We start from the raw sequence: 23,507 nt of genomic DNA on the forward strand, positions 1-23,507 counted from the left end.
AATGCAAACCGCCTCCGGAATCAACCGTCAAAAAGTACCTGTATCTTCCGGTGAACGTTCCCTCCGACGATGCTCATTGCTTGCTTTCCCAAAAAAAACAGGACGGCGCGTGTAACGCGCCGTCCCGGGTGTAACCAGACCCCGACATCGGTTGCTTAGAGGGATTCTCCGTGCAGGTAGTTGAAGAAAGGCTTGTCGACCCAGAACTGGTACGGTGTGATGACCGCACTTGGATCAATCGCCTTGAACCCTTCGACGACCCGCTCGGAATCCTCGTTGAGCGAGAAGGGATGCACGCTGTAGGTGCTGTCCGGATCGGTGATCAGATTGTTGGTGATGATCTCATAATCGGCCAGCTCGGTCTCCGAGAAGTACAGCGGCTGCCACCACGATCCGTGGATCAGTCCCTGCTGATCGGCTTCATTCTTCTTGGCGTAGGTCAGGACGACATCCTGGAAGGCCGCTTTGTCAGCAGCGTTGGCAAACTCAAACACCAGATCATATTCAAGCGAAAAAGCAATATAATTGCCGTTTTCGATCTGAATGACATTCGGTCCCGGATCGCCCCACTCTGCCAGATGCAGGAATGCGGACGTCTTCGGCTCGTATTGCACCTTGGCGTTGAGCTGCTCGCTCTTGAGCAGTCCGATCAGTTGGATCGCATGCTTCAGATTGGAATGTCCGTAGGTCAGCGTCAACTCCGGGATGAAGTTGGCGTCATAGCGCGAATCCTTGATATTGTAACCGGTGACCAGCTCCTGCTCCAACGCTTCGTTCACCAGCTCTTGCAGCTTCGGCGCTTCGAACAGATCTGCCGTATGGTAAGCGGTCTGGATCTTCAATGCGATATCCTGATCATAGACATAACCGATGTACTGCTTGTACAGCCCTTGGTTGACCAGTACCTGACCGAGGAGGCTGGTATATAGGGATTCACTTGCCGTATGGTGCGGCTTGTAATTGGCCAGCCATGCCGCCGGCAATACGCCTGTGTCTACAGCCGCAGCCAGCTCCTGCGCCATGCCTTTACTCAGTTCGCCGCTTCCTACGCCCAGCTTGGCCAGCACCTGATTCACCTTGGCCTCCGGATATGTATATGCCAGTTCCTTGAGCCCGGCTGCACGCACGGCGATCGATACGGCAACACTGTTGGTCAGCGTCTGGTTCGGCTGGATCGCGGGTCCCGACAGGATGCCTGCTTCGTACAAAGCAGCCGCATCCGCGAAGAGCGAATGAGACGAGGTCAGATCGGTGAAAGCGACCGCTTCGCCGGACGGTGTCAAGCTTAAGATATGTGCCACGGCAGCGATGAACTGGCCTTTCGTGATCGTCCCTTGCAGGCTGACGTCATATTTGGCAGCGAGAAACTGCTGATATTGCTCCGGCCCGTCGGCATAGACCTGCTGCGAAGCATGGATAGCCGTCGGCTCTGCAGCATATGCGGCAGCCGAAGAAAACATCAGTGTAGCGGACAAAGCGACAGCGGTGAGCCATTTCGGTGAATAACGCGGTGAATAAGTCAACTGGAATACCCCCATCATCATGTATTAATCCCGATACTTTTCGTCGGATAAAGAATTAGTATGAAGTATATGATGAATATGCGGGGGTGTCAATGGCAATAAAATGCCATAACCTTGTTAGAAAGCCTTACGGGGGCAGGAAACTCCCGATTATCCATCGGTTCTCAAGACCGCGATTGTTCATCCGCCTCCAGCACCCTGCGGACCCGCTTCTCGGTATGTCCTGCCGCTTCGGTTAGGGCATCGGTCAAGCTGCTCCCCTGCTCACGCAGCTCATCGATCTGCACATCCGCCTTCAAACGGCCTTCGTGCAGGATAATGGCACGGTCGATGACATTCTCGATCTCACTGATCAGATGAGTCGCGATGAGCAAGGTCTGTTCCTCGTGCAGCTCGGATACCGCCAGTCTGATCAACTCGCGGCGGCTCAGCAGATCCTTGCCCTGGAACGGTTCGTCCATGATGATCAGCTTAGCGGACTTGGCCAGCCCTGCACTAATCTCGACCTTGAGCTTTTGTCCCTTGGAGAAACTCCGAAGCTTGCGCTCCCGGGGCACTTCGTAGAATTCCAGCAGCCGCTGGTAGCGCCGGTGATCGAAACGGGGGAAGAAATCGCTTAGGAACCTCCCATAGTCCATAGGGGACATGCTCTGCAGGAAGCTGCCTTCTTCCGTAATGTAAGCCATCTCTTCGTAATGCTCGTCCGGACGTCCCCCCATGACGCGCAGCTTGCCGCTGCTCAGGGCGCTGATGCCCATGATCGCCTTGAGCAGTGTCGTCTTGCCGCTGCCATTCGCGCCGAGCACACCGACGATCTCCCCGGCCCCGATGTTCAGCTCACGCAGGTAGAGCGCAACCCCGGTCCCCGGGTATTTCTTCTCGATATAACTGGCTTCGATCACGGCGCATCCTCCCCCCTCGTCTTGGCGATGGCGATCCGCGCCAGCATCCGGTTGGCCGACAGGTCGCCGACCGCGGCGCGTGAGGGCATCTGATAGACGCTGCGGATACTGTCGTCCTTCGCATCGGCAGCGAGTTCGCCTGTATAGATGAGCTCTCCTTCTTCATATGCCTCAATGCGGATGCGCTGCGGCCCGCCCAGCCTGCTGATAATGCCAGCTTGAAAGTCTTCTGCGGCCATCATTCGGATCACATAGAGCCTCCCGTAGTGCCAGCTCATGTGAAGAATCGCACCGTTCCCATTACGCTCGACTCTCTCGTAACTGGCCGGCGTGACGGATTTGATGGCGAGCTCCTCTGCCGATTCCAGCGTAACGATCGTCTCGACGATACGGGTTTCGCTGCTCTGGCTGCTTGGCAGTCTCAGATGCAGCAGTCCCTCCCCTTCATCCGGGAATGCATTGTAGGCTAGCTCGTAACGGACACGTCCGTCGCTTGCCGTAAGGCTGATCTGTGGCAGTGTCACATGGCCCGTGCGCTCGCCGTTCTCAGGGTTATACCGGGTTACGGTCAGCATCCCATCCTCTGCAGCCAGGAGGAGCAATTGACCGCCTACTGCTTCCAGCCCCAGTATGCCAAGCGTCGGACCGGCATCGGCGTTGCTGTTGCCCTGCAGGCTGAACTCAACCACTCTGCGGGATACTTCCTCTTCGCCTTCAACCATACGGGGTTGGAAGGCGACCTCGAAGATCGCATTGGTGCCGGTATGCTGGGGCGATGATGGAGCAATGTAGTAGACGGTGTCGCCGATATTCGTCAGTCCGTACTCCACACTGTTCCATAACGTAAAGTAGTTGGGATCCGAGCTGTTCTCAGAAGAATCGGGACGCAGAACCGGACGTACAACCGCAATTGTCATACCTCCATTTATCGATTGCTCATAGCGCCTGATGATATGCTCATGAGCATAATTGGCCACCTCGATCCGGGTCTCCCCTATCATATGCGAGAACGCCTGGTTTTGCTGGCTCGGCGGGAGCGGCCGAAGGACCGGGAAGATCTCCGCCTCCGAGACGCTGTGTTCGCCCGCGATCCGAAAGTCTGATTTATGATAAAAATCATTGAATGTCCCGGTGACGGTTAGTCCCTGAAGCGCCGCCGGATCGCCGCTCAGATGCTGCACTGTCGCGGTCGGCCGGTACAGATCAGCTTGCAGCGGCACGATGAGCGCAGCAGCGCCGGCCAGAACAACCAACAACAGAAGCGCGGCAAGGTGCGACTGGATCCAAAGATTGATGGCTCGCATAATGTAATCTCTCCCTTCCTGTCACGCAGCGTATCATGCAATCGCCCTTTCCCGGACGAAGCGGCTGCCCAGAAGCATGAATAACCCGCTCAGACTCAGCATCGCTATTGTATTCAAATACATCTTGAAAAACCCGACCTCTTCATATGAAGCCTCTGCAGTCCGGAACATAAGTTCACGAATAATGAAGAACAGGGCTACTGCCACTAGGGGCAGCACGTCAAAGCGCCGGCTCCGCTCGCATAGCAGCGCAAAGTACAGTCCGGTAAGCAAAACCAGCGCCAAGCTGAAGCTGGACAGCAGACCTTCCCACGTCATAGGCAGCAGAAGTCGAAAAAAGGAAGAGCGGATCACAGCCAGAAACCAGCCGCCCGCGATCGTCCAGTCCTCGCCGCTGAAGCGGTCTACGGCGCCCTGGACCAGTCCGTAACCGAGCCGCATCCCGAGCAGATGGGAGACAAGAAACGCAAGCAGACCGAGCGCATAAGCCGACAGCTTGCTCCAATAGAGTGCGCTCCGGGCAAGCGGCAGCGTCAGCAGCGTATAGATGCTCTTGCTTCCCCAGTAATTGCCGTACACATTGACTGCAAACAGGACAAGCAGCAGTGCCAGCATCAACGTGAATGCCACCACGCCGCCTGAAGCGGCATACAGATCTTCATAGCGCAACAGAGCCGTCTCTCTCGACATCGAGGACACCGTCAGCTGTAGAAGAAGCAACTGCAAAGCAATCGTGCCCAGGCAGATGCCCAGCAAACCCTTCATCATCGACCGCAGCTCATAATTAATCAGGCGGTAGTAACCTTTCATCTTCGAGCCCTTCTTTCATGTGTTATCTATATAGTACACGATATGCACACTAAACGGCGTCATTCCTCCATCGCTTAATGCCTGTCTTTCGTACGCCGCTCGTCCATGCCTCCGTCGTCCCATAGCTCGCTGACCAGATCGACGACCCGCTTGAACGACAGATTGATCTCTTTGGCCGAATCGATGAATTCCGTCACCAGCTCATGCGTCAGCTCGGACTCGATGCGCTGCCGGATCTCCGCATCCACATAGATGACGCTTCCCTGGTTGCCGCTCGTATGCACATATCCTTCATCCTCCATCAGCTTGAACGCCTTCTGCACGGTATTGGGGTTGATCTGCAGCTGCGCGGCGATCTCCCGCCGTGAAGGCAGCCGGTCGCCCGATCTGGCGTACCCCAGCAGGATCTGCCGCTTAACGTACAGCGCAGTCTGGATGTACACGGGATCACGCGTATTAAGCTTCAGCCCATAAAAACTCAGCATCCTTCCCGTCACCTGCTTTCTGCTATATGTGTATTATGGGGGTAATACACCAATGTTGTCAATGGCACACGAAGAAAACCGGCTTCTCTTGAGAGAGAGCCGGTCTGCACTGGAGCTTATCCGGTTAGTGAATAGACGAACCGTGGTGCTCCGAAATTTCGTTCAGCGCCTGGCCGGCTTCGTTGATGAAGATCTCACGCACGGCCAGATCGCCCAGCGCGACAACGCCGAGCAGATGGCCATTCTCGACGATCGGCAGCCGTCGGATCTGCTCCGAAGCCATGATCGAGGCCGCTTCCTCCACGCTCATGCCAGGCTCTGCGGTGCGGATGTCCTTGGATACAAAATTAGCGATCGCTGTGTCCGGCGCATGATTGTCCGCGCAGCAACGGATAACAAGGTCGCGGTCGGTAATGACGCCGATCAGTCTGGACTGCTCGGTCACCGGAATAAATCCGATGTCATGAGATTTCATCAATTGCGCCACTTCCTGTATCGTACTGTTCGTGGAGCAAGTCACACAGTCCTTGGACATAATATCCGAGATTGTACGCATACTAAACCCTCCTTTGTTGGTTAACCCTGCTTAGACTGTCCGGGCTGCGTCTGATTTATGCGGGGTGCCGAACATGACAGGACATGGCGAGTATTGATACACTTATGGAAGTGGAGGTGAAAGTCATGAATTCGTTTCCGAAGCTGCTGATCGGTGCCGGCATCTTGCTGATCGTGATCGGGCTGATCTGGATGATCGGCGGCCGCTTCTTGAACCTGGGAAGATTGCCGGGTGATATCGCCTATGAGAAAGGCAATGTCCGTTTTTATTTTCCTATCGTCACTTGCATCGTCATCAGCATCGTCCTCTCGCTCATCTTCTATATCTTCCGATTGTTCAATAAATAAGCTGTCAATTAAAACATTTTTTTAAGGGGATCATAATCGGGTAAGAGCTAAGAGACCATGAATACATGGGCAACAATTTCAATTGCGAGGAGGTTATCGTTATGAAAGCTGTTACGTATCAAGGGATCAAAAATATCGAAGTCAAACAGGTGGAAGACCCGTCCATCCGCAAAGCCGATGATATTATCGTCCGCATCACATCAACGGCAATCTGCGGCTCCGACCTCCATATCTATCAAGGCGCGCTCCCGGCGGACAAAGATTATGTGATCGGTCACGAACCGATGGGAGTTGTCGAAGAGACGGGGCCGGACGTCTCGCGGGTCAAAAAAGGCGATCGTGTCGTGCTGCCGTTCAACGTATCCTGCGGCCACTGCTTCTACTGCAACCATCAGATGGAAAGCCAGTGCGATAACTCCAACGGCAATCCGGATATCCATACCGGCGGCTATCTGGGCTTCACAGACCGTTATGGCGGTTTCCTGGGCGGCCAAGCGGAGCTGCTGCGTGTTCCTTATGGCAATTTCATGCCCTTTGTCATCCCTGAAGCCTGCGAGCTGGAGGACGAGGCGCTGCTGTTTCTCTCGGATGTGCTGCCAACCGCCTACTGGAGTGTGGAGCATGCCGGCGTAAAGCCGGGGGATACGGTCACGGTGCTGGGCTGCGGCCCGATCGGCCTGATGACGCAGAAGTTCGCATGGATGAAGGGCGCCTCGCGCGTCATCGCCGTGGACAGGCTTCCTTACCGGTTGGAGAAGGCGAAGCGGATGAATGATGTGGAGATCTATAACTTCGAGGAGTATGAGAATATGGGCGCGTCGATCCGCGAGATGACCCAGGGCGGTACGGACGTCGTCATCGACTGTGTGGGCATGGACGGCAAAAAAACGACACTGGAGGAAATCGGCCAGAAGCTGGGGATGCACGGCGGCTCCCTCGGTCCGCTGGAGATCGCCTCGCAGGCGGTACGCAAGTTCGGCACCATCCAGCTGACCGGCGTGTACGGCTCGTCCTACAATGGCTTCCCGCTCGGCAACTTCTTCGAGCGGAACATCAACATCAAGATGGGGCAGGCGCCTGTCATCCATTACATGCCCGAGCTGTTCCAGATGATCACGGACGGCAAGATTGATCCGACAGCCATCATCTCGCACAGGCTGCCGCTCGAGCAGGCATCCGAGGCGTACCGCATGTTCAATGATCATGAGGATGAGTGCACGAAGGTTGTTTTGAAGCCGTAGCAGAGGGGGATTTGGGACGCTCCAAGCTCTGCAGCTGCATGCACGACCGGATCATCATGGTCCAGTAAGCAAGAGCCTGCTCTTCACGGAGCAGGCTCTTGCTAGTTGCCTAAGACTTGTCTTGAATAAGCCCATACTTCGTCTTGATGCGCTCCAGCTTCTCCAGCATCGGCCGCGCCAGCACCAGCAGGAAGATAACGGTCGCCGAGGCGTGCACCAGATCAAACCAGAAGCCGGTCATATATACGGCAGCGAGCGCCTCCCAGGTGAACCTGGGGCTGAAGATCATGAGCGAGCCAACATTGATGATCCCGCCGTAGATCACCAGGGTCGCCAAGCCGCCAAAGACGCAGAGCACCATCCGCGACGGCAGCTTCTCGCGGCGGCCGAACAGCAGTCCGGCCAGGAAGCCGATCAGGCCGAAGCAGAACATCTGCCACGGGGTCCACGGCCCCTGGCCGAAGAAGAAGTTGGAGACGAAGCCGGCCAGCGCACCTACCAGGAAGCCAGCCTCGGCGCCCAGGCTGACACCGGCGATGATGACGATCGCCGTCACCGGCTTGAACTGCGGCAGCATGAAGAAAGCAGCCCGCCCCGCTACTGCGATCGATGCCAGCACTGCAATCGTAATAAGCTCACGGGCTTGAGGCTTGCGGCGCTCGAAGACGAGCGCGAACGGGATCAGCGTGTACAGGATGATCAGCAGGCTGATGAAGTAGTAGCGGCGGTCGTCCAGCAGGAAGATGCCAGCCAGGATGGTGGCCGGAATCACGACGAGGATCAGAGCGGCCGCCCAGATCGTCCGGCGGCTCAGCGCACTTCCTCCCGGCATCGGCGGACTACCTCCTCCACGGTCAAGGCATCGCGCCAGACGTCGCGGGCGATCCGGTTGGCTGCCGTCGTATAGAAACTGTTGCCTGTAAAGAACGGTCCTGCGGCGTCCTCCGCGATGATCGTGCCGTCGAAGAATAACGCGCAAACTTCACCAAAACGCGCACAGAATTCGACGTCATGGGAGACCATGACGATCGTCACGCCGTCCGCTTGCAGCCGCTGCAGCAGCGCCGCGAGCTTCTCCTTGAAGAAGCCGTCGAGTCCTTTAGTCGGCTCATCAAGCAGCAGGAGCTGCGGCTCCAGCAGCAGGATCTTGGCCAGGGCGACCCGCTGCTGCTCGCCGCCGCTCAGATCATACGGGTGCTTGTCCAGCAGCGGCTCGAGCTCGGCAAATGCCGTCACCGCCTCCAGCTTCATCCGCTTATCCTGTCCCTCCAGTCCGCTTCCGCGCATCATGTCCGTCAGTTCAAGCGCGACAGTCTTCTGTACGAACAACGTCTGCGGCTGCTGCGGCAGTACCGCGAGGCCGCCCGTGAACAGCGCCTTCGCAACGGTCCGTGCGGGGTCGCTGCCGAGGACCAGCGCTTTGCCTCGCTGAGGCCGGTGCAAGCCGCTGGCCAGTGCCAGCGTGGTCGTCTTGCCGGTGCCATTGCCGCCAAGGATGCAGTACCATTGCCCCCGTTTCACTTCCAGAGATAGACCTTTGAGCACATCGGCGCCATGCTTGTCATAGCGGAACCAGACGTCCCGGAACTGAAGCGCGGGTCCGTCGTCAGCTGAGCTTGATGCCTCCACAGCAGAACTCCGCGATTCGGCTGCAATAAGTCGTCCAGCTGGTGCTTCCGCGGCTGCAGGCTCCTCCGCCAGATGAGCATACAGCCACGCGCGGCCTTCCCGCACCGTGAGCGGCGCCGCCAGGCTGCTGCCGGTGCCCGCATGGATGCGCATCGCCGACGGCATCGCCCGGAACATCGGATGTCCGCTTACCCTTAGCGCTTGACCTGCCTCTGCAGGGGCCGCATCCGCTACGATACGGCCTTCGTCCATGACGATGAGGCGGTCGGCGTGATGGAGCACTTCCTCCAGCCTGTGCTCGCTAAGCACAATTGTCGTGCCCAACTCACGGTTGATGCGGGCGAGTGTGCCGATGAACTCGAGGGCAGCGATCGGATCCAGTTGGGAAGTCGGCTCGTCCAGGATGAGCACGGCAGGCTGCATCGCCATAACTGAAGCCAGCTGCAGCAGCTGCTTCTGACCGCCCGAGAGTTCGGATACCGAGGCATGGAACCAGCTCTGGATGCCGAAGAAGCTCGCCATCTCCGCCACCCTCAGCCGGATCGTCTGCTGGTCATAGCCCAGGCTCTCCAGGCCAAAAGCCAGCTCATGCCATACCTTGTCGGTGACGACGCTGTTATCCGGATGCTGCAGCACGAAGCCGATCTCGGCCGCCTGCCGTCTGGCTTCCAGCTCGGCCAGGAGCTGGCCGCCGTAACGGATCTCGCCGCTCCGCTCGCCGTGCGGTGCCAGCGCCGGCTTGAGCTGCCGCAGCAGCGTGCTCTTGCCGCTGCCCGAACGGCCGCATACTGCCACGAACTGACCGCTGATAAGATTCAGGTTGATATCCTTTAAAGCTGGCTCAGCTTGTCCGGGAAAGGTGAAGCTCAGCTCCCGGATGTGGTAGATCGCCATCGCCATTCCTCCATTCCATTCAGGATGACAGGGAGCAGACAAAGCGCTCCGTATGCGGCATAGACCAGGGCGGAACGCCAGGTGATATCAGCATAAAGCACCGATGGGAAATAGCGGATCGTATTTTCTCCCCAGACCGCCCCCACACCTACTATGGTCAGCAGCACCGCCATCACCGTCAGCAGTTGCTTGTCGCGCAACCCCCACCGGAAGAGCGAGAAGTGGCTGCGACCGGGCAGGCCGTAGCCTCTGGCTTTCATGCTATCCGCCGTCTCGATCGCATTCTCCAGCGCCCATGTCGTCAGGATCGACACGATGGTCATGCCGTTGCTGGCTCTCGCCAGCAGATTGCCCTGGGTGACGTCGCGTCCGATGCTCCGCTGAGCTGCGGAGATCCGCTTCGCCTGGGCGACATAACGCGGCACGAACCGCAGGGACATCGTCAGCAGCAGGGAGAGCGCGGGCAGGATGCGGCCCAGCAGATAGACCCATTTGTCCGAGGTCATCACGACATGCAGGCAGGAGAACCAGATGATGACAGTGACGAACATGCAAGCGGCAGCAACGCCATAGAGCAGCGATTCGAGGGTGACCGGATTGCCGCTGGGAAGATAGAACAGGATGGTCACGCCAGCGTGGTTGAAAGCCGGGTTCAGCACCGCTGCCGCCAGCAGCAGCGGCACCATGCCGAGCAGCAGGAAGCGGACGGCGCGCCGTCCTTTCAGGAGCAGGACATAAGCGATCGCAGCCAGCAGCGCGATGCCCTGGAATACCGGATGCATGAACAGCATGCTAAACGTCAGAACAGCAATGAAGTAGACCGCCTGGATCAGCGGGTGACTGGAGCCGAAGTGGTCCCTCATCCCCCGTTGCCTCCCGCCGCTCCGTCGCCGCCGACATCGCGCCCAAGATCAGTCGTGTAGACCCATTCGACGACGTCGCCGTCCTGCAGGGCATAACGGCTGCTGCCATAGTTGGGGAACCAGCCGTTCACCTTGTACATCCAGCCGCTCAGCTCGCCGCCGTCGAATTCGTAGATATTGTTGATGCCTTCGACATAATTGCTGTTATAGAGCGGCGTCATGACAAACTCCATGTGGATGCTGTTTTTTCTCATCTCCCGCAACAGCAGGTCGAATACGGACTCGCCTTCGTAAAAGTTCACCTGCTGTGCTTTGTAGATGATGCCGTCCTCGGGCAGCACTTCCAGCTTGTCCGGATTGAACCGGTCGAGCCGGGTGAGCAGCGTCTCGGCAGATACCGATAAGGTAGCGGTCAACGCCTTGCTCTTATCGACCTTGGCATCCTGCCATTCGACCGGCTGTGCTTTGCCTTCGGGGACCGGGTCCGTCTGGTACTTGTCCTTGCTGCCTGCGGGCGGACTCTCTTGTGATGGCGTTGGCTGCGCCGGCGGCTTCGCTGCCGCTGGCTGCCGCGGCGTACCGTTGCTGCTGTCTGGAGCCGGGCCGCCCGATGACGCCGGTGCCTTCCCATCGGCGATGGACGGTGCGGCCGGATCGCCCGCAGCTTCGTCGGACGCGGTATCGGACGCGGGGGGCGTATCGTCCTCCGCTCCTGCCGTTTCTGCCGCCACCGACACCTCAGTCCCCTGCCGCTCAGCCGCCTCCAGACCAGCTCCCGCTCCGGCAGTCGCCTGCGGGTCCGCATCGGCTACCAGGGTAGTCATATCCGCCCCTGCAGCCGCTTCATCCGCGCCTTCGTGCTGTGCAGCATCCGTCATCGGAGCAGTCAGATCGGACGGACCTCCTGCCTCTCCCATCCCCACCTGCGGCTCTAACGGCTGCGACGTCCCCCGGCCCTCCCAGATGAAGACGACCGTCAGCACCAGCAGGATCGCCGCCGCTGCGATCCAGCGATTGCGTTTGTTCATTGCGTGTTGCACCACCTTACATAGCAAAAGCAAGGGCATATCTGCCCCTGCCATGCAATCGTTGATTAATTAGCATCGGTCAAGTCATACAACCGGCTCTTGCCCGTAGCGTATCGCTCGTAAGCGACAAGGGCGTACAGCGCCTGGTCCGTCGCCATCACGTCGACTTCGCCTGGCTTGGCGCCGCCGTTATCCGCTCCGCCCGGCAGGATGTGATAGAAGCCGCTGCCGGCAACCGCAAAACCGAGCAGCGCATCAAGCGCCGAGCTGCCATTTTTGATAAAGCGCGGATCCGTGTGGGGATCGATACCCAGTCCCGTCAAGGCGACCACAACCTGAGCCGCACTCTCTGCGTTGGAAGCCCCCCAGCTCAGATATCCGCCGTCTGCGGCCTGTGCCTGGGAGAGCCAGGCCACAGCGCGGTCGACAGCCGCTTTGACGCGGTCTTGCTGCGCATAATATGGCGTCAGCGCCTGGATCGCCATCGCCGTCAGATCCGGGTCGGGATCCGTCGCCTGGCTGTCGAGCGCCCAGCCCCCGCCGCCGATCTCCCGGTTCAGGATAAAGTCGACTAGCTGCTGCCGGCTTGTCTGCGTCCCGCTGCCCGTGTGAGCTGGAATGGTATAGTCTTTGCTATCCAGAGCAATCAAAGCGAAGATCGGGCCGTTGATGCCCTGCTTGATCAGCGTGTCATAATCCGCGAGCGGCTGCAGCATATTGTAGCCGGCCACGTCATCGACAGGCTTGCCCAGCGCAGTCAGCACCAGGATGACCCGGTCGTACTCCGTATACTTGACCCGGTGCAGCACACCGTCCGCCGCCTTCAGGGTTTCCTCCAGGTTGGTCAGATACCGGTCGTAATAAGCTGCCGGTACGTCGATCTGCGAACGGGCCAGTCCGAACACGCTCCACTCGCCGCCTACGCTGGCAACGGCCGGGCTGGTCACTGTCCGCTGCAGGTACCCGGCTGCATCGGCGATGGTACGCTGTACTTGCGGCAGCGCGGCTGACGGAGCCGGGGGCTCCGGCTCGGGAGCTGGAGGGAGCGGCTCCCCCTCCAGGTAATCAAACGCCCGTACCGCGACAACGGCAGCCATCTCACGGCTCACCTGCTGCTGCGGGTGGAAGCGATTGGCGTCGCCAGTCATTAGCCCGGCAGCGTAGACAGCTGCCACTTCCGAACGGGCCCATGCAGCAATTTGTGCCGCGTCCGTCAGATTGGTGCTACCGGATGCAGCAGGCAACTCCAAGGCTCTGGCGATCATGACCGCCATCTGCTCGCGGGTGATGGTCGCCTGCGGTTCAAAACGGCTGCCGAAACCGTTAACCAGGTCCGCTTCATACGCGGCTTGAACATATGGATGGAACCATTGGCCCGCACGCACATCGTCAAATGCACTCGCAGAAGACGAGGACAGCGGGAGCTCCAGCAGCTCGCTCAACAGCTTGGTGAACTCCGCACGCGTGATGCTCGCCTGCGGACGGAACTGCCCTTCGCTGCCTTGCAGCCAGCCATAGTCTGTCGCCCGGGCGATTCCCTCATAAGCCCAAGCAGCCATGCTGGTCCGGTCATCGTAGATGGCATTGGCATCGGTTGGTTCTGGTTGCGGCTCCGGTGCAGTAATCGACTCTACCGTATAGGTGATAAATGCGGTAGCAGAGGTGGTACGTAGTACCAAGTCCTGTCCCTGCACGAAACCATATACCGCTCCAGGCTGCGCCGATTGTGCCGCTTGCTGACTTGCATAGACGCGCAGTTGCTGCCACTCGTCGCCCGCTTGGTAAGCTGCCTGCTGCTTGGCACCACCTTTAATCGTTACACTGAGCGGCTGATCAAACGCTGCATGTTGCTCGCCTTGAGTCAGCGTGAACGCATGACCGAGCTTCGCTTGCTCGTTCTCTTGTGCGAGGATGGCGGCTTCGCGTTGCTCTGTCGTTGGTTCAAAGGTATGCAGCAAACGAATGGCTGGACCACCAGCCGTCAGTTTGGTGCCCTCCACAATATGAAGCGTCAGCTCCCCGCGTGTCGCCGTCAGCTGTGGAATGCTGGAAGTAACAGCCGCCAGGTCCAACAGGACAGCGTGCGTGGACGACGGGACGTTGACCGTCAGATGCTTGGCTTTCTTATGCTCTTCCGTCAGCTTGATTGTATAATTTGCAGTAAGCGTAGAAGGAACAGTGAGCGCTTGTTGCTCGGAAGCTCCGCCACCGCCAGGAATGCCTCCGCCAGGTCCAGGATTAGTACCTGGGCCTGGTGGGTCCGTCCCTGGCCAAGGCGCTTGTCCCAAGTCTTCGCCGAGGTTGGTTGTGTAGCGCCATTGGATGCTGTCCCCGCTCTTCACGGAATACGCACTCGCACCAATATTCGGATACGTTCCGTTGACATTGTACATCCAGCCGCTGCCTTCACCATGGTCGAATTCACCGTCGCCGGCAATCGACTCCACATAGACACTAGCGAACTCACCGCTAAATCTACTCTCATAAGGGATATTGCGTGCATCCAGCGTACGCTGCAGGACACTCCATGCCGTGTCGCCCGCTTGCAGAGTAACAGTGGTTGGCGCGAGTACAGTACCTTTGCCAATCGTTTGTTTGTCTACCGAAACCGTAACGGATTGTGTAGCTGGAGGCGTTCCGAGATCACCGCCGCCCCCGCCGCCTGACGAATCTTCAGGAGACAGCTTATAGACAATGAAATCAGTAAAATGCTTCGTCTGGATGACCAGGTTGCCAGCCGCATCGTAGGCGAAGACTTCTGCTCCGCTTGCTTCTCCGGCAGCTTGACTATCGAAGTGCTGGATCAGCGTCAGCTCATCCTGCTCGGCATAGGCAGCGCCATACCCTGCAAGTCCCGGATAGGTCAAGGTAACGTAGCTGTCAAACGCAATCCGACTCTCTCCACCCAAGGCAAACTGGCGGACAATCGACTCCAGCTCCTGCCCCTCGGCGAGCTTGTCCGTAAGCTCTGCCGCAGTAATCGAGGCTGGACCGAATAGCGTTAACGCTTGGTCTTGGCCAGTAGTAATTTCACTGCCTTGCGGCAGAACAACGGCTACACCGCCTTGAACCACCTCGATGCGCGGCAGCTCTCCGGCTGGCAGCTGAAGACGAACCGCTGCGGTCCGGCCCTCCGCAAGCTCGATGCGGACATCTTTGTCACGATCTGCGGCTTGCAGCGTGATAACATACTCACGCTGATTGTTCGGCACCGTGATGACCGGCTGTTCTCCTGCCGGTATGGTCAGCTCAATCGGCGGCAGGCCGCCCGGCAAGCTATCCGGCGCATCCGTCATATCATAGAGACCATTCTGACCTTTGAGGAAACGGTCATAGGCGACTAGGGCGTAAGTGCATTGGTCGGTTGCCATACCATCAGGTCTTGTTTGACTCAAAGAATGAACAAAACCTCCGCCTTCTACCGCAAACCCCATCATAGCATCTAGTGGAGAATTCCCATTTTTTATAAAGCGTCGATCTGTATGAGGATCAATACCCAGGCTAGTTAATGCGACAATAACCTGAGCCGAACTTTCGGGATTAATAACGTACCAACTCTCATACCCGCCATTTGGTTTCTGGTTCTCTGATAACCAAACCAAGGCTCTGTCTACCGCAGCCTTTACATTAGGATGAGTTTCATAGTAAGGAGCCAAACTCTGAATGGCCATTCCTGTCATATCAGGATCCGGCCCATTTACACCAGATCCGTATGCCCATCCTGCAGCGGCTTCTGTCCCTCTTCTAACTTCTCTAGACAATACACCTTCGATTAACATTTCTTTTGTAGCCTGCTTCTCACCTGCATGGAGAACAGGCAGATCATAGTTACGTGTATCTAATGCAATGAGGGTAAAAACGTAAGCGTTAATTCCTTGTTCGTAATTGCCGCTATCCGCCATATAACCTCTCAGATCATAGCCGCCGATATTTCTGATATCGGCGCCAATTGCTGAGAGAGTTAGAGAACGTCTGGAATATTCCGTGCTATTGCGGTTGTTTCCAAAATTTCCAGATTGTAAAATTGCTTTTGCTTCTACACTCTTATAATAGTTCTGATAGTACCCCTCTGGAACCTGGTATCCCGAGCGAGCCAATGTGAAGACAGACCATTCTTGACCGTCTATCGGCGTTGGCTTGCTACTTACTAAATACGCTAGACTATTCTCAAGATGACGCTCGATCCGCACTCTCTCATCCGAGTGATGCTTGGCCAGCGCCTCACTTAGTTTTGCCAGGGCACTGCCTATGCTTTCAGCCGAGCTCTCTGTATTGACGGCAACTGCCACCGCTTCCTCATACGAAGTCCGTAGTTCAGCATTCTCCATCAGCTTGACATATTTCGCATCGCTATTGATCTCTGCAAGCTTGGAAGTCAGCGCATCCTTATCTGCGGGTTCAAAATAGTTACCTTCATTTCCAAAGGCAATATCAGTTGCCTGTACGTTACCAGCGGATACCCCCGGCAATACCAGGGACCACAACATACTGAGCATTAAAAATAAGGCCAAAAATGTGCGTTTCATTTCTTCTTTTCCCATTCCTCTCTCACACGCTTGTAGTCGTTCCTGCCCGCCAGTTGTCATGCAAACGCAAAAATCCCCGCATTCTATCTAAGAATGCAGGGTGTTAGAAGCAAACCATCCCGGTTTGCATACCAAATAAACACCTTCCTATCCATCGTAGAATTGTGTACAACAGAATACAGGCAGGTCTTCTGGCTCAAGCGTCATCATCCATGCCGCCTTCCCGGTTTCCCAGTGGCATCTGGCACGAACTCTTCTTTCACAGCGGCGGGACCGCGCGGGAGTTACACCCGCTTCCCTTTTAACCAGTCTTTGACCCAGAGGATCAATCCTGGCACCTGTTTCTCTCATCGATTCGATTGTCCTGACTATCATACCGAATCTAGCAAGTTTTGTCATGTACTTTTGATCACAAAGGTTGTGAATATTCCTTGGTGCCGCTAGTAGCTTCCACCAGCTATTTTGGATGCGCCCCATTTCGAGCTCTCTAGCTTCTCTGCCCGCACGTCCATTAGCTTTTTGACATAGCTTGAACCAAAGAATGCGAAGGAGGCTTCCATGCGTTGAGCAGACAAACAGACAAAAGACCGGGCGTATCGATTATTACCGCGACGCATCGTCCTCAGTATATCAAGAACTTGCTAACTAATTATGCCAGACAACGCTATTCTATCAAAGAGCTAATCATCATTCTGAACAAAGACAGCGCGGAACTAGGGCGTTATCGCCGCATGGCGCAAGCTTTTCCTCAAGTTAGTGTCTATCAGGTGCCGGAGAAGCTATCGTTGGGTCAGTGTCTCAACTGCGGGATCGCCAAAGCCAGGTATCCACTCATTGCAAAGTTTGACGACGATGATTATTACTCGCCCTCTTATCTGCAGGAGCAAGTCCGGGCTCTCATACGCACAAAAAGCGATGTCGTCGGAAAGCACGCATGCCTCGTATACTTGGAAGCTACCCGTGAGCTGCTCATCCGCTCGCCCAAACACAGGAATCGCGAAGAAAGGTTCGTCCAAGGCGGAACGATTCTTTTCCATCGTCGGGTGCTGGCCCATCACGGCTTCCCTGACCGATCACTTGGCGAAGATACCAAGTTCCTGAGAGATTGTACAAAAGCCGGATTCAAAATCTATTCGACGTCTCCCTTCAATTATGTATATATGCGCAGATCCAATAAACAAAGCCATACCTGGCGGGTGAAGGACAGCTTCTACAAGAAGGGAAGCATCCCCGTTGCCCAAGGCAAGCCCTACCAGCCTCTGGCGGACCGGCAGAACTTCTAAGTATAGATTCTAGATCTACAACGGCACGCGGACGGACTTTCGACGTTCAAAGCACAGCACCACAGCTTTTGTGCCTGCGGCCAAGATGCAACACAAATATAGCTTTCGCGAAGACATCGACCGACCATGGTTTTGGCCGCTTGCCTTTCACGAAAGCTATTTTTTCGCCACGAAACAGGATCATTTCATTTTTATCCGGAGCTGCGGCGGTGGTGCTTGTCTGGTTGGCGTTGTACTCTCTTCCGTTTGTCTCTTCCCGGTCGTTGCCTTCTTCACGGATTCGGTGACATGATGCAACACCTCCCCCACATCCTGCACCGATTCCAGCAATGGATCGATCGTCTCCATCTTCCCCTTCACTTCCGTCGTGATCTGGTTGGCAGAGTTCATGAACTGCGACGCTTCCTTCGTCAGGTCGTGTACCGCATTGCGGACCTCGGCCAAGGTCTGATTGGTCTGAGCCAATGTAGACATGCCGTTGTGCAGCGTCCGAATGCCATAGTAGACCAGACAGCTGAAAGCGATGACCGCACAGACCACACTGATTTGAATCACCATGTAAGGCTCCCCCTCCTTCATCACAATGTATGTGGACGAAGTGGCGGACATTCCTCGTAAGGCGAGCATCATCTAGCTGCTGTCTCGCATCGGCTGTCATTTACGCATAATAGGCCTGCAGCAGTGTCCTCGTGTCTTCTTCGGCGCCGATCTCGTTGCCCAGCAAACCATGCTCCAGCCAGCATTGCCGGCAAGCCTCCTCGGTCAAGCAGTTTCCGGCATCATCACAGGTGTAGCAGTATTGCAGCAAGTTGCGGGTCACGTCCAGTTGGTCGGCTCTCATCTTGATCACGCTCCATTCGTTTTGTTACCTTTAGTATACGAGGGAGTCGCCGATAAGTATGTGATTATTTTCACAATATAATGATCTTTATGTGTTCGATGCTCCCAGCCCCCAAACCAAACGCCCGATCCCCACAGGAATCAGGCGCACTCCGACTGCCTCTTACTCCGGCAGCTCGACGTTGTGATACACTTGCTGCACATCGTCATGATCCTCAAGCGTATCGATCAGCTTCTCAAACTGGGCCAGCGCGTCGCCGTCCAGCGTGACGTAGTTCTGGGCGATCATCGACAGCTCGGCGATCGCGAACTCTTCGATACCTGCGCCTCGCAGCGCTTCCTGCACGGTATGGAACTGGTCCGGTTCCGCGTAGACGATGGCTACGTCATCCTCTTCCTGGATATCGCGCACATCCGCATCTGCTTCCAGGATGATCTCCATCACTTCATCCGCCGTCTTGCCGGTCACACCGACGACAGCGGTAGCATCGAACATGTAGGATACCGAGCCGCTGACCCCCATGTTGCCGGTTGACGTTGTTGGTCAGCGCATCGACGATAATCATCGAACCGCTTGGACCGAAGCCTTCATAGCGCAGCTCCACATAGTTCTCATCGCCGCTGCCCTTGGCCTTGTCCAATGCGCGGTCGATAATCGCTTTGGGCACATTGTACGTCTTGGCCCGCTCCAGTACGACCTTGAGCGCCCGGTTCGACTCGGGATCGGGCTCGCCTTTCTTCGCAGCCACGTAGATCTCTACGCCGAACTTGGCATAGATCCGGCTTGTATTGGCGTCCTTGGACGCTTTCTTTTCCTTGATATTATTCCATTTACGACCCATCTGGTTCCACTTCTTTCCTCATTACTCTTGTACAACGATATGGGTATTCCGACTTTAATCCTAGTAGAAAAACCCGGGCTTTGTCAAGCTAGTCTCCCAGGGCATAAGACTGCGCAAAAAGAAGCTGACGCCGATCGGCATCGGCGCCAGCGCAAGGCTTATCCTATGAATCGAGTTGCAGGACACGCATCAGAATTTCAGCGGCTTCGGCGCGGGTGGCGCCTTGTTTGGGACGGAAGCTCTGATCCGGGTACCCGGACAGGATGCCGTGCTGAGCAAGCGCAGCGATGGCTGCTGTTGCCCATGCAGAGATGTCCGATGTATCCGTGAAGCTTCCCGGGGACTGTATCGCCCCCTGAATATCGAACGCCTGCTGCAGAATACGTGCCATCTGCTCCCTCGTAATGGGATCGTTTGGCCCGAAGCGGCTCTCGGTATAGCCTGTAATCCATCCCTGCTCATGAGCTGCCGCTATCGATTCGGCCGCCCAGTGCTGCTCGGTGTCCTGGAACCTGCGGCCTGTCCGGGCCTCCAATTGCAAGGCCCTCACAAGGACAGTAACAAATTCGGCTCTCGTAATCCCCGCATCGGGCCGGAAGGTATGGTCAGGATAACCGCCAATCGCACCCAGCGCAATCAGACGGCGTACGCTGTCTGCTGCCCAGTGCCCTTCCAGATCACTCGGTTCAAACACAGGCCATGGTGTCGGCGTCTCAGGCTGCTCTGGCTCCTGAGGCAGCACATCCGTATCGCTGTCCGGATCTTCATGAGACGAATCGCCACCCGGCGTGTCGGCTCCGGGACTGCCAGCGTCAGGAGAAGGCGGTACCGGCGGAGTGAAGATCGGACCCGGCTGGGACGGCTGGGACGGTTCGGATGCTCTCGCTTGAACCGTTACAGCTGCACGCACTTTCGCCGTAACGGAACTCCCATATCCGATATCTATCTGCAGCTCGCCCTCGAACGTATACGTGCCGGCTTGCTGCCCGTTATAGCTCGGCGTGCCGTCGTTCCAGGTGATGTCCACAATTACCGTCTCTCCGTCCTCCATTGTGTCCTCAAGCTTCTCCGGCAGCGGCAGTGCGCTCCGTTCGGTGCCGTAAGGGACGACGATAGCCGGAAGCTCTGGAACCGGCATGGACAATACCATAATTGCCGCACTGAGTTCCCAAGGATTCTCTACGTCTGATGGCAATGTCAATTCCCCAGTAAACCAATAGACGCCGGCTTCCTCCCCGTTGTAGACCGGAGTCCCGTCATCCCAGGTTATCCCGGCCTCCAACTTCTCCCCTCCGTCCACTGTAATCTCTACTTGCTCCGGCAGCACCAACTCGCTCCGCGCCGTGCCGGGCTCAGTCACCAGCGGCGTCAGCCAAGCCACCTCATCAACCGTAGCGGGCCCCACGTTAAACGGGACGGTTCTCACTTCTCCCGAAATTCTGATTGTAATGACGGCTCCACCGAGAGACTTGGCAGTCACTTGGCCCTTGTCATCCACCTCGATGATAGCCTCGCCTTCCGTCACTTCGTAACGGGCTGTCTCCGTCACATCATACGCGTCACCGCTCTCATGGTAGGTTACAATATGGATTTGGGCAATGGGATTTCTTAGTGAGAGCCACGGACGCGTTGTCGTCACTTCCACCTCCTGGAGTGGATCCATCCATTGCAGGAAAGGCACTTTATCCGGATAGGCGTACCATACGGTGTCGAAATCCCATCCAACGAATGTCGACGGACGCTTCAACGCTTCCGCAGTAACCCGCTCGCCTGCATGATTGATTGGCGGTTCACCATCATAGGCACTCTCGTTCCAGTAGGAGGCCGTCACGCTTCCGTAGTTGTTCCCGATCAATCCGCCGACAGCAACTTCACCGGCTGCCGACCCCGAAGCGTAGGATGATTCAACCTGTGCTGTGCCTGAGTTATAACCGGTCAGACCGCCAACAGCTTCAGTTCCTTGTACGATAACTTCTGAAAAAGAGTCCCTGATGGTTCCGGCAAAATTGAATCCCACCAGGCCACCCGCGTGTTGTTTCCCCTCAACCGTGCCTCGGGTGAAGGATTGGGAGATGCTTCCTCGATTGTCACCAACAAGACCACCGCTGTAATCCCCCCCTGAGATCTGAACCTGCGCAGAAGATGCCGTGATTGTGCCTCTGTTTAAGCCCACAAGTCCCCCTACATAGCTGTCGCCGTGGAGTTGGCCCGTGACATGGACATTATGGATCACGCCTTCATTTCTGGCTGCCAATCCGGCAATGACGCCCCATAAATCCAATAATAGCTCTACGTCTTCCAGATAAAGGTGGCTGACGCTGCCTTGCGGACTGATATGACCGAACAAAGCCTGGTCGCTGCCGGGAGCTGAAATCGTCAGCCCCGTAATCGTATGTCCCCCACCGTCCAGCGAGCCTTCAAAACCACCCTCGACTTCGTGCCCGATGGGCACCCACGTCAGTCCGGTATCGAAGATCGGATCGGGAATAAAGCCGGCCAGATCAATGTCCCTGACGATCCTATAGTGGGCGTCCAGATCGTGTCGGATATTATGCAAATGTCTGGCAGATGCGATCAGGTAAGGATTGTCCAGGGTGCCGCTGCCTCCCCAGAAAGGATGGGGATCAAATAGCGTGTAGAAGCCCTCCTCGCCATACGGTCCGTAAACTACAGTATCCGATTGCAAGTTGACGGCTGCGCGTACCCGGTTAGAAGAGACATGATTTCCCGTGAAGTTCACGTGGCCCCGGCCATTGCCTTCTGAGTAATAAAAGTATATCGTCATCGGATTATACGTTGATCGCGTCCAATAGGAATGGTTGCTGTAGAGATAGTCATCGACGCCTTCAATCTTACTACCGTGATTTGTGGCAGGAGGAGTGTTGCCCGTGTACAAATGCTCTTCTCCCAATTCGGACAGCGACAAGATAAAGAGCGTCTCGTCTGTATTGATCTCATCATCTGTATATGTGGTAGACTCCACAACGCTGGCCTGAAAATCCTCAGACAACCCTGCATAGAACTCGGTTCTCAAATAATCCCGCATCTGAGACTCTCTCCAGCTCAGTGTGAAGGTGCCGCTGAAAGCCCGCTCGATTCGGGTCTCCTGCTCCCACAGCAGCGTCCGGCCTTCTCCAAAGTGAGACTGCGATAAAACAATCCACGGCTCCGTATATCCCGACTGATCACGGACTACGGCTCCGACGGGCAGATTGCCAAGGGTTATCTCATGCACTCCCCCAGCATCGGGCGGGGCACTTACGGCAGACACACTGCCTTGAGGCAGTATGGACCATAAGAGCATAAGACACATTAAAGCAGACAGACTTCTTGCTGATGCACGTGTATTTTTCTTTGGTTTCACGATAATCCTTCTTTCCTGTGAGATCAATAGATTTCAGATTATCATAGTAACTTTAAGACTAGTTTAAAAGAATGCAATTTTATTCCATAAATAAAAATAAAGTCGTTTGGCAATAAAAAAACCACGCCAATCCGATCGATGGCGTGGACGGTAAAACGGAAGAGAATCGTCTGGTTGCTCTAATCCTACTCCTTCACCGAGCCCATGACCAGACCCTTGACGAAGAAGCGCTGCAGAAACGGATAGACGAGCAGGATCGGCAACGCGCCGATGAAGATCTGAGCGGACTTCACCGTCTTCTGCGAGATCAGGGCCATCTCGGCCGGATTGATGCTCATCGAGCTCATATCGCGCTGGATGATGACTGTCTGCAGGAACGTCGCCAGCGGATACCGGTTCGGATCGCCGATGTAGAGCAGGCCGTCGAACCACGAGTTCCAATGGAACACCATGCTGAACAGCGAGATTGTCGCGATCGCAGGCAGCGATACCGGCAGATAGATGCTGAACAGCGTCCGGAAGTGGCCGGCCCCGTCGATCAGCGACGCTTCCTCCATCTCCTTGGGGATACCACGGAAGAAGTTGAGCATGAGGATCGTCAGGAACACATTGACTGCCCCCGGCAGGACGAGCACCCAGAAGCTGTCCATCAGCCCGAGCCGTTGGATGACCATATAGAACGGGACGAGACCGCCATTGAACAACATCGTGAAGACGAACAGCCAGGCGTATACATTGCGGCCGCGGAAGGCCGAAGTCTCCTTCGAGAGCGGGTACGCCGCCAGGAAGGCCAGTGCGAGCGTCAGCGCCGTACCGAGAATGGTCCGCTGCACGGAGATCCACATCGAACTGAGGAAAACCGGATTGCTGGTCGTCTTTTTATACGCTTCCAGGGTGAAGTCGACCGGCCACAAGCCGATGATATTGGCGTCCGCAGCCACCTTGGAGCTGAGCGAGACGGCCAGTACGTGGATCAGCGGGATGATACAGAGCAGCGCAAGCACCACCAGCAGGATGATGTTAAACCCATTGAAAATTTTATACGATGGCGATTTATAGTACATGCAGCC

Annotated in this window: 18 protein-coding genes, 1 pseudogene and 1 riboswitch; of the genes and pseudogenes, 3 read left to right on the top strand and 16 right to left on the bottom strand. The window is 56.3% G+C overall.

Going from position 1 to position 23,507, the window contains the following annotated elements; translation table 11 throughout:
* Positions 1-155: 155 nt before the first annotated feature.
* The 6 genes from ABC336_RS03860 to ABC336_RS03885 form a co-directional block, all read right to left on the bottom strand.
* Complete coding sequence (locus ABC336_RS03860; RefSeq protein WP_413237410.1) at positions 156-1,523, bottom strand: hypothetical protein; 1,368 nt, start codon at positions 1,521-1,523, stop codon at positions 156-158.
* Between the two features lie 164 nt (positions 1,524-1,687).
* Positions 1,688-2,425 (bottom strand): ATP-binding cassette domain-containing protein, encoded by a 738-nt coding sequence (locus ABC336_RS03865; protein ID WP_413237411.1) that lies wholly within the window; start codon positions 2,423-2,425, stop codon positions 1,688-1,690.
* On the bottom strand, positions 2,422-3,729 hold the full coding sequence (locus ABC336_RS03870; RefSeq protein ID WP_413237412.1) for a hypothetical protein: 1,308 nt from the start codon (positions 3,727-3,729) through the stop codon (positions 2,422-2,424). The genes ABC336_RS03865 and ABC336_RS03870 overlap by 4 nt, the downstream gene beginning before the upstream one ends.
* Before the next feature lie 33 nt (positions 3,730-3,762).
* Positions 3,763-4,539, bottom strand: coding sequence for a hypothetical protein (locus ABC336_RS03875; RefSeq protein ID WP_413237413.1), 777 nt, complete (start codon positions 4,537-4,539; stop codon positions 3,763-3,765).
* Positions 4,540-4,613: 74 nt separating this feature from the next.
* Entirely contained in the window at positions 4,614-5,024 is a 411-nt protein-coding gene (locus ABC336_RS03880) for a GntR family transcriptional regulator (protein WP_413237414.1), read from the bottom strand.
* A 124-nt stretch (positions 5,025-5,148) separates the two neighbouring features.
* Positions 5,149-5,580, bottom strand: coding sequence for a CBS domain-containing protein (locus ABC336_RS03885; RefSeq protein ID WP_413237415.1), 432 nt, complete (start codon positions 5,578-5,580; stop codon positions 5,149-5,151).
* A gap of 125 nt (positions 5,581-5,705) precedes the next feature.
* Here ABC336_RS03885 and ABC336_RS03890 point away from each other — a divergent pair, with 125 nt between their 5' ends.
* Both ABC336_RS03890 and ABC336_RS03895 read left to right on the top strand, forming a co-directional pair.
* Entirely contained in the window at positions 5,706-5,927 is a 222-nt protein-coding gene (locus tag ABC336_RS03890; protein ID WP_413237416.1) for a DUF2905 domain-containing protein, read from the top strand.
* A 101-nt stretch (positions 5,928-6,028) separates the two neighbouring features.
* Positions 6,029-7,168, top strand: a complete 1,140-nt coding sequence (locus tag ABC336_RS03895; RefSeq protein ID WP_413237417.1) for a zinc-dependent alcohol dehydrogenase — start codon at positions 6,029-6,031, stop codon at positions 7,166-7,168.
* Between the two features lie 109 nt (positions 7,169-7,277).
* Here the strand turns inward: ABC336_RS03895 and ABC336_RS03900 are convergent, their stop codons facing one another.
* The 5 genes from ABC336_RS03900 to ABC336_RS03920 all read right to left on the bottom strand — a co-directional run bounded on the left by ABC336_RS03900 (position 7,278) and on the right by ABC336_RS03920 (position 14,977).
* Positions 7,278-8,000 carry an ECF transporter S component gene (locus ABC336_RS03900; protein ID WP_413237418.1) on the bottom strand — a complete coding sequence of 241 codons (723 nt, stop codon included), beginning with the start codon at positions 7,998-8,000 and terminating at the stop codon, positions 7,278-7,280.
* Complete coding sequence (locus tag ABC336_RS03905; RefSeq protein ID WP_413237419.1) at positions 7,979-9,691, bottom strand: ABC transporter ATP-binding protein; 1,713 nt, start codon at positions 9,689-9,691, stop codon at positions 7,979-7,981. The genes ABC336_RS03900 and ABC336_RS03905 overlap by 22 nt, the downstream gene beginning before the upstream one ends.
* Positions 9,664-10,554, bottom strand: a complete 891-nt coding sequence (locus ABC336_RS03910; RefSeq protein WP_413237420.1) for an energy-coupling factor transporter transmembrane component T — start codon at positions 10,552-10,554, stop codon at positions 9,664-9,666. Before ABC336_RS03910 ends, ABC336_RS03905 begins: the two co-directional genes overlap by 28 nt.
* Positions 10,551-11,582 carry a DUF4430 domain-containing protein gene (locus ABC336_RS03915; RefSeq protein WP_413237421.1) on the bottom strand — a complete coding sequence of 344 codons (1,032 nt, stop codon included), beginning with the start codon at positions 11,580-11,582 and terminating at the stop codon, positions 10,551-10,553. The genes ABC336_RS03910 and ABC336_RS03915 overlap by 4 nt, the downstream gene beginning before the upstream one ends.
* A 65-nt stretch (positions 11,583-11,647) precedes the next feature.
* The gene (locus tag ABC336_RS03920) at positions 11,648-14,977 is read right to left on the bottom strand and encodes an S-layer homology domain-containing protein (RefSeq protein WP_413237422.1); all 3,330 of its coding nucleotides are present in this window, start codon (positions 14,975-14,977) and stop codon (positions 11,648-11,650) included.
* A gap of 1,295 nt (positions 14,978-16,272) precedes the next feature.
* Positions 16,273-16,465, bottom strand: a riboswitch (cobalamin riboswitch).
* A gap of 206 nt (positions 16,466-16,671) precedes the next feature.
* On the opposite strand from ABC336_RS03920, the gene ABC336_RS03925 reads away from it, so the two are divergent.
* Positions 16,672-17,391 (top strand): glycosyltransferase family 2 protein, encoded by a 720-nt coding sequence (locus tag ABC336_RS03925; protein WP_413237423.1) that lies wholly within the window; start codon positions 16,672-16,674, stop codon positions 17,389-17,391.
* A gap of 180 nt (positions 17,392-17,571) precedes the next feature.
* On the opposite strand, the gene ABC336_RS03930 is transcribed toward ABC336_RS03925, so the two are convergent.
* From ABC336_RS03930 to ABC336_RS03950, 5 genes and pseudogenes are all read right to left on the bottom strand, one after another.
* On the bottom strand, positions 17,572-17,949 hold the full coding sequence (locus ABC336_RS03930; protein ID WP_413237424.1) for a DUF948 domain-containing protein: 378 nt from the start codon (positions 17,947-17,949) through the stop codon (positions 17,572-17,574).
* 100 nt (positions 17,950-18,049) lie between these two features.
* Positions 18,050-18,232 carry a hypothetical protein gene (locus ABC336_RS03935; RefSeq protein WP_413237425.1) on the bottom strand — a complete coding sequence of 61 codons (183 nt, stop codon included), beginning with the start codon at positions 18,230-18,232 and terminating at the stop codon, positions 18,050-18,052.
* 162 nt (positions 18,233-18,394) lie between these two features.
* A pseudogene (locus ABC336_RS03940) lies at positions 18,395-19,073 on the bottom strand (YebC/PmpR family DNA-binding transcriptional regulator).
* Between the two features lie 163 nt (positions 19,074-19,236).
* The gene (locus tag ABC336_RS03945) at positions 19,237-22,308 is read right to left on the bottom strand and encodes an S-layer homology domain-containing protein (protein WP_413237426.1); all 3,072 of its coding nucleotides are present in this window, start codon (positions 22,306-22,308) and stop codon (positions 19,237-19,239) included.
* A gap of 314 nt (positions 22,309-22,622) precedes the next feature.
* The gene (locus ABC336_RS03950; protein WP_413237427.1) at positions 22,623-23,501 is read right to left on the bottom strand and encodes a carbohydrate ABC transporter permease; all 879 of its coding nucleotides are present in this window, start codon (positions 23,499-23,501) and stop codon (positions 22,623-22,625) included.
* Between the last annotated feature and the right edge of the window lie 6 nt (positions 23,502-23,507).

Source organism: Paenibacillus jepli, from assembly GCF_047238105.1.
Classification (GTDB): domain Bacteria; phylum Bacillota; class Bacilli; order Paenibacillales; family Paenibacillaceae; genus Paenibacillus_D.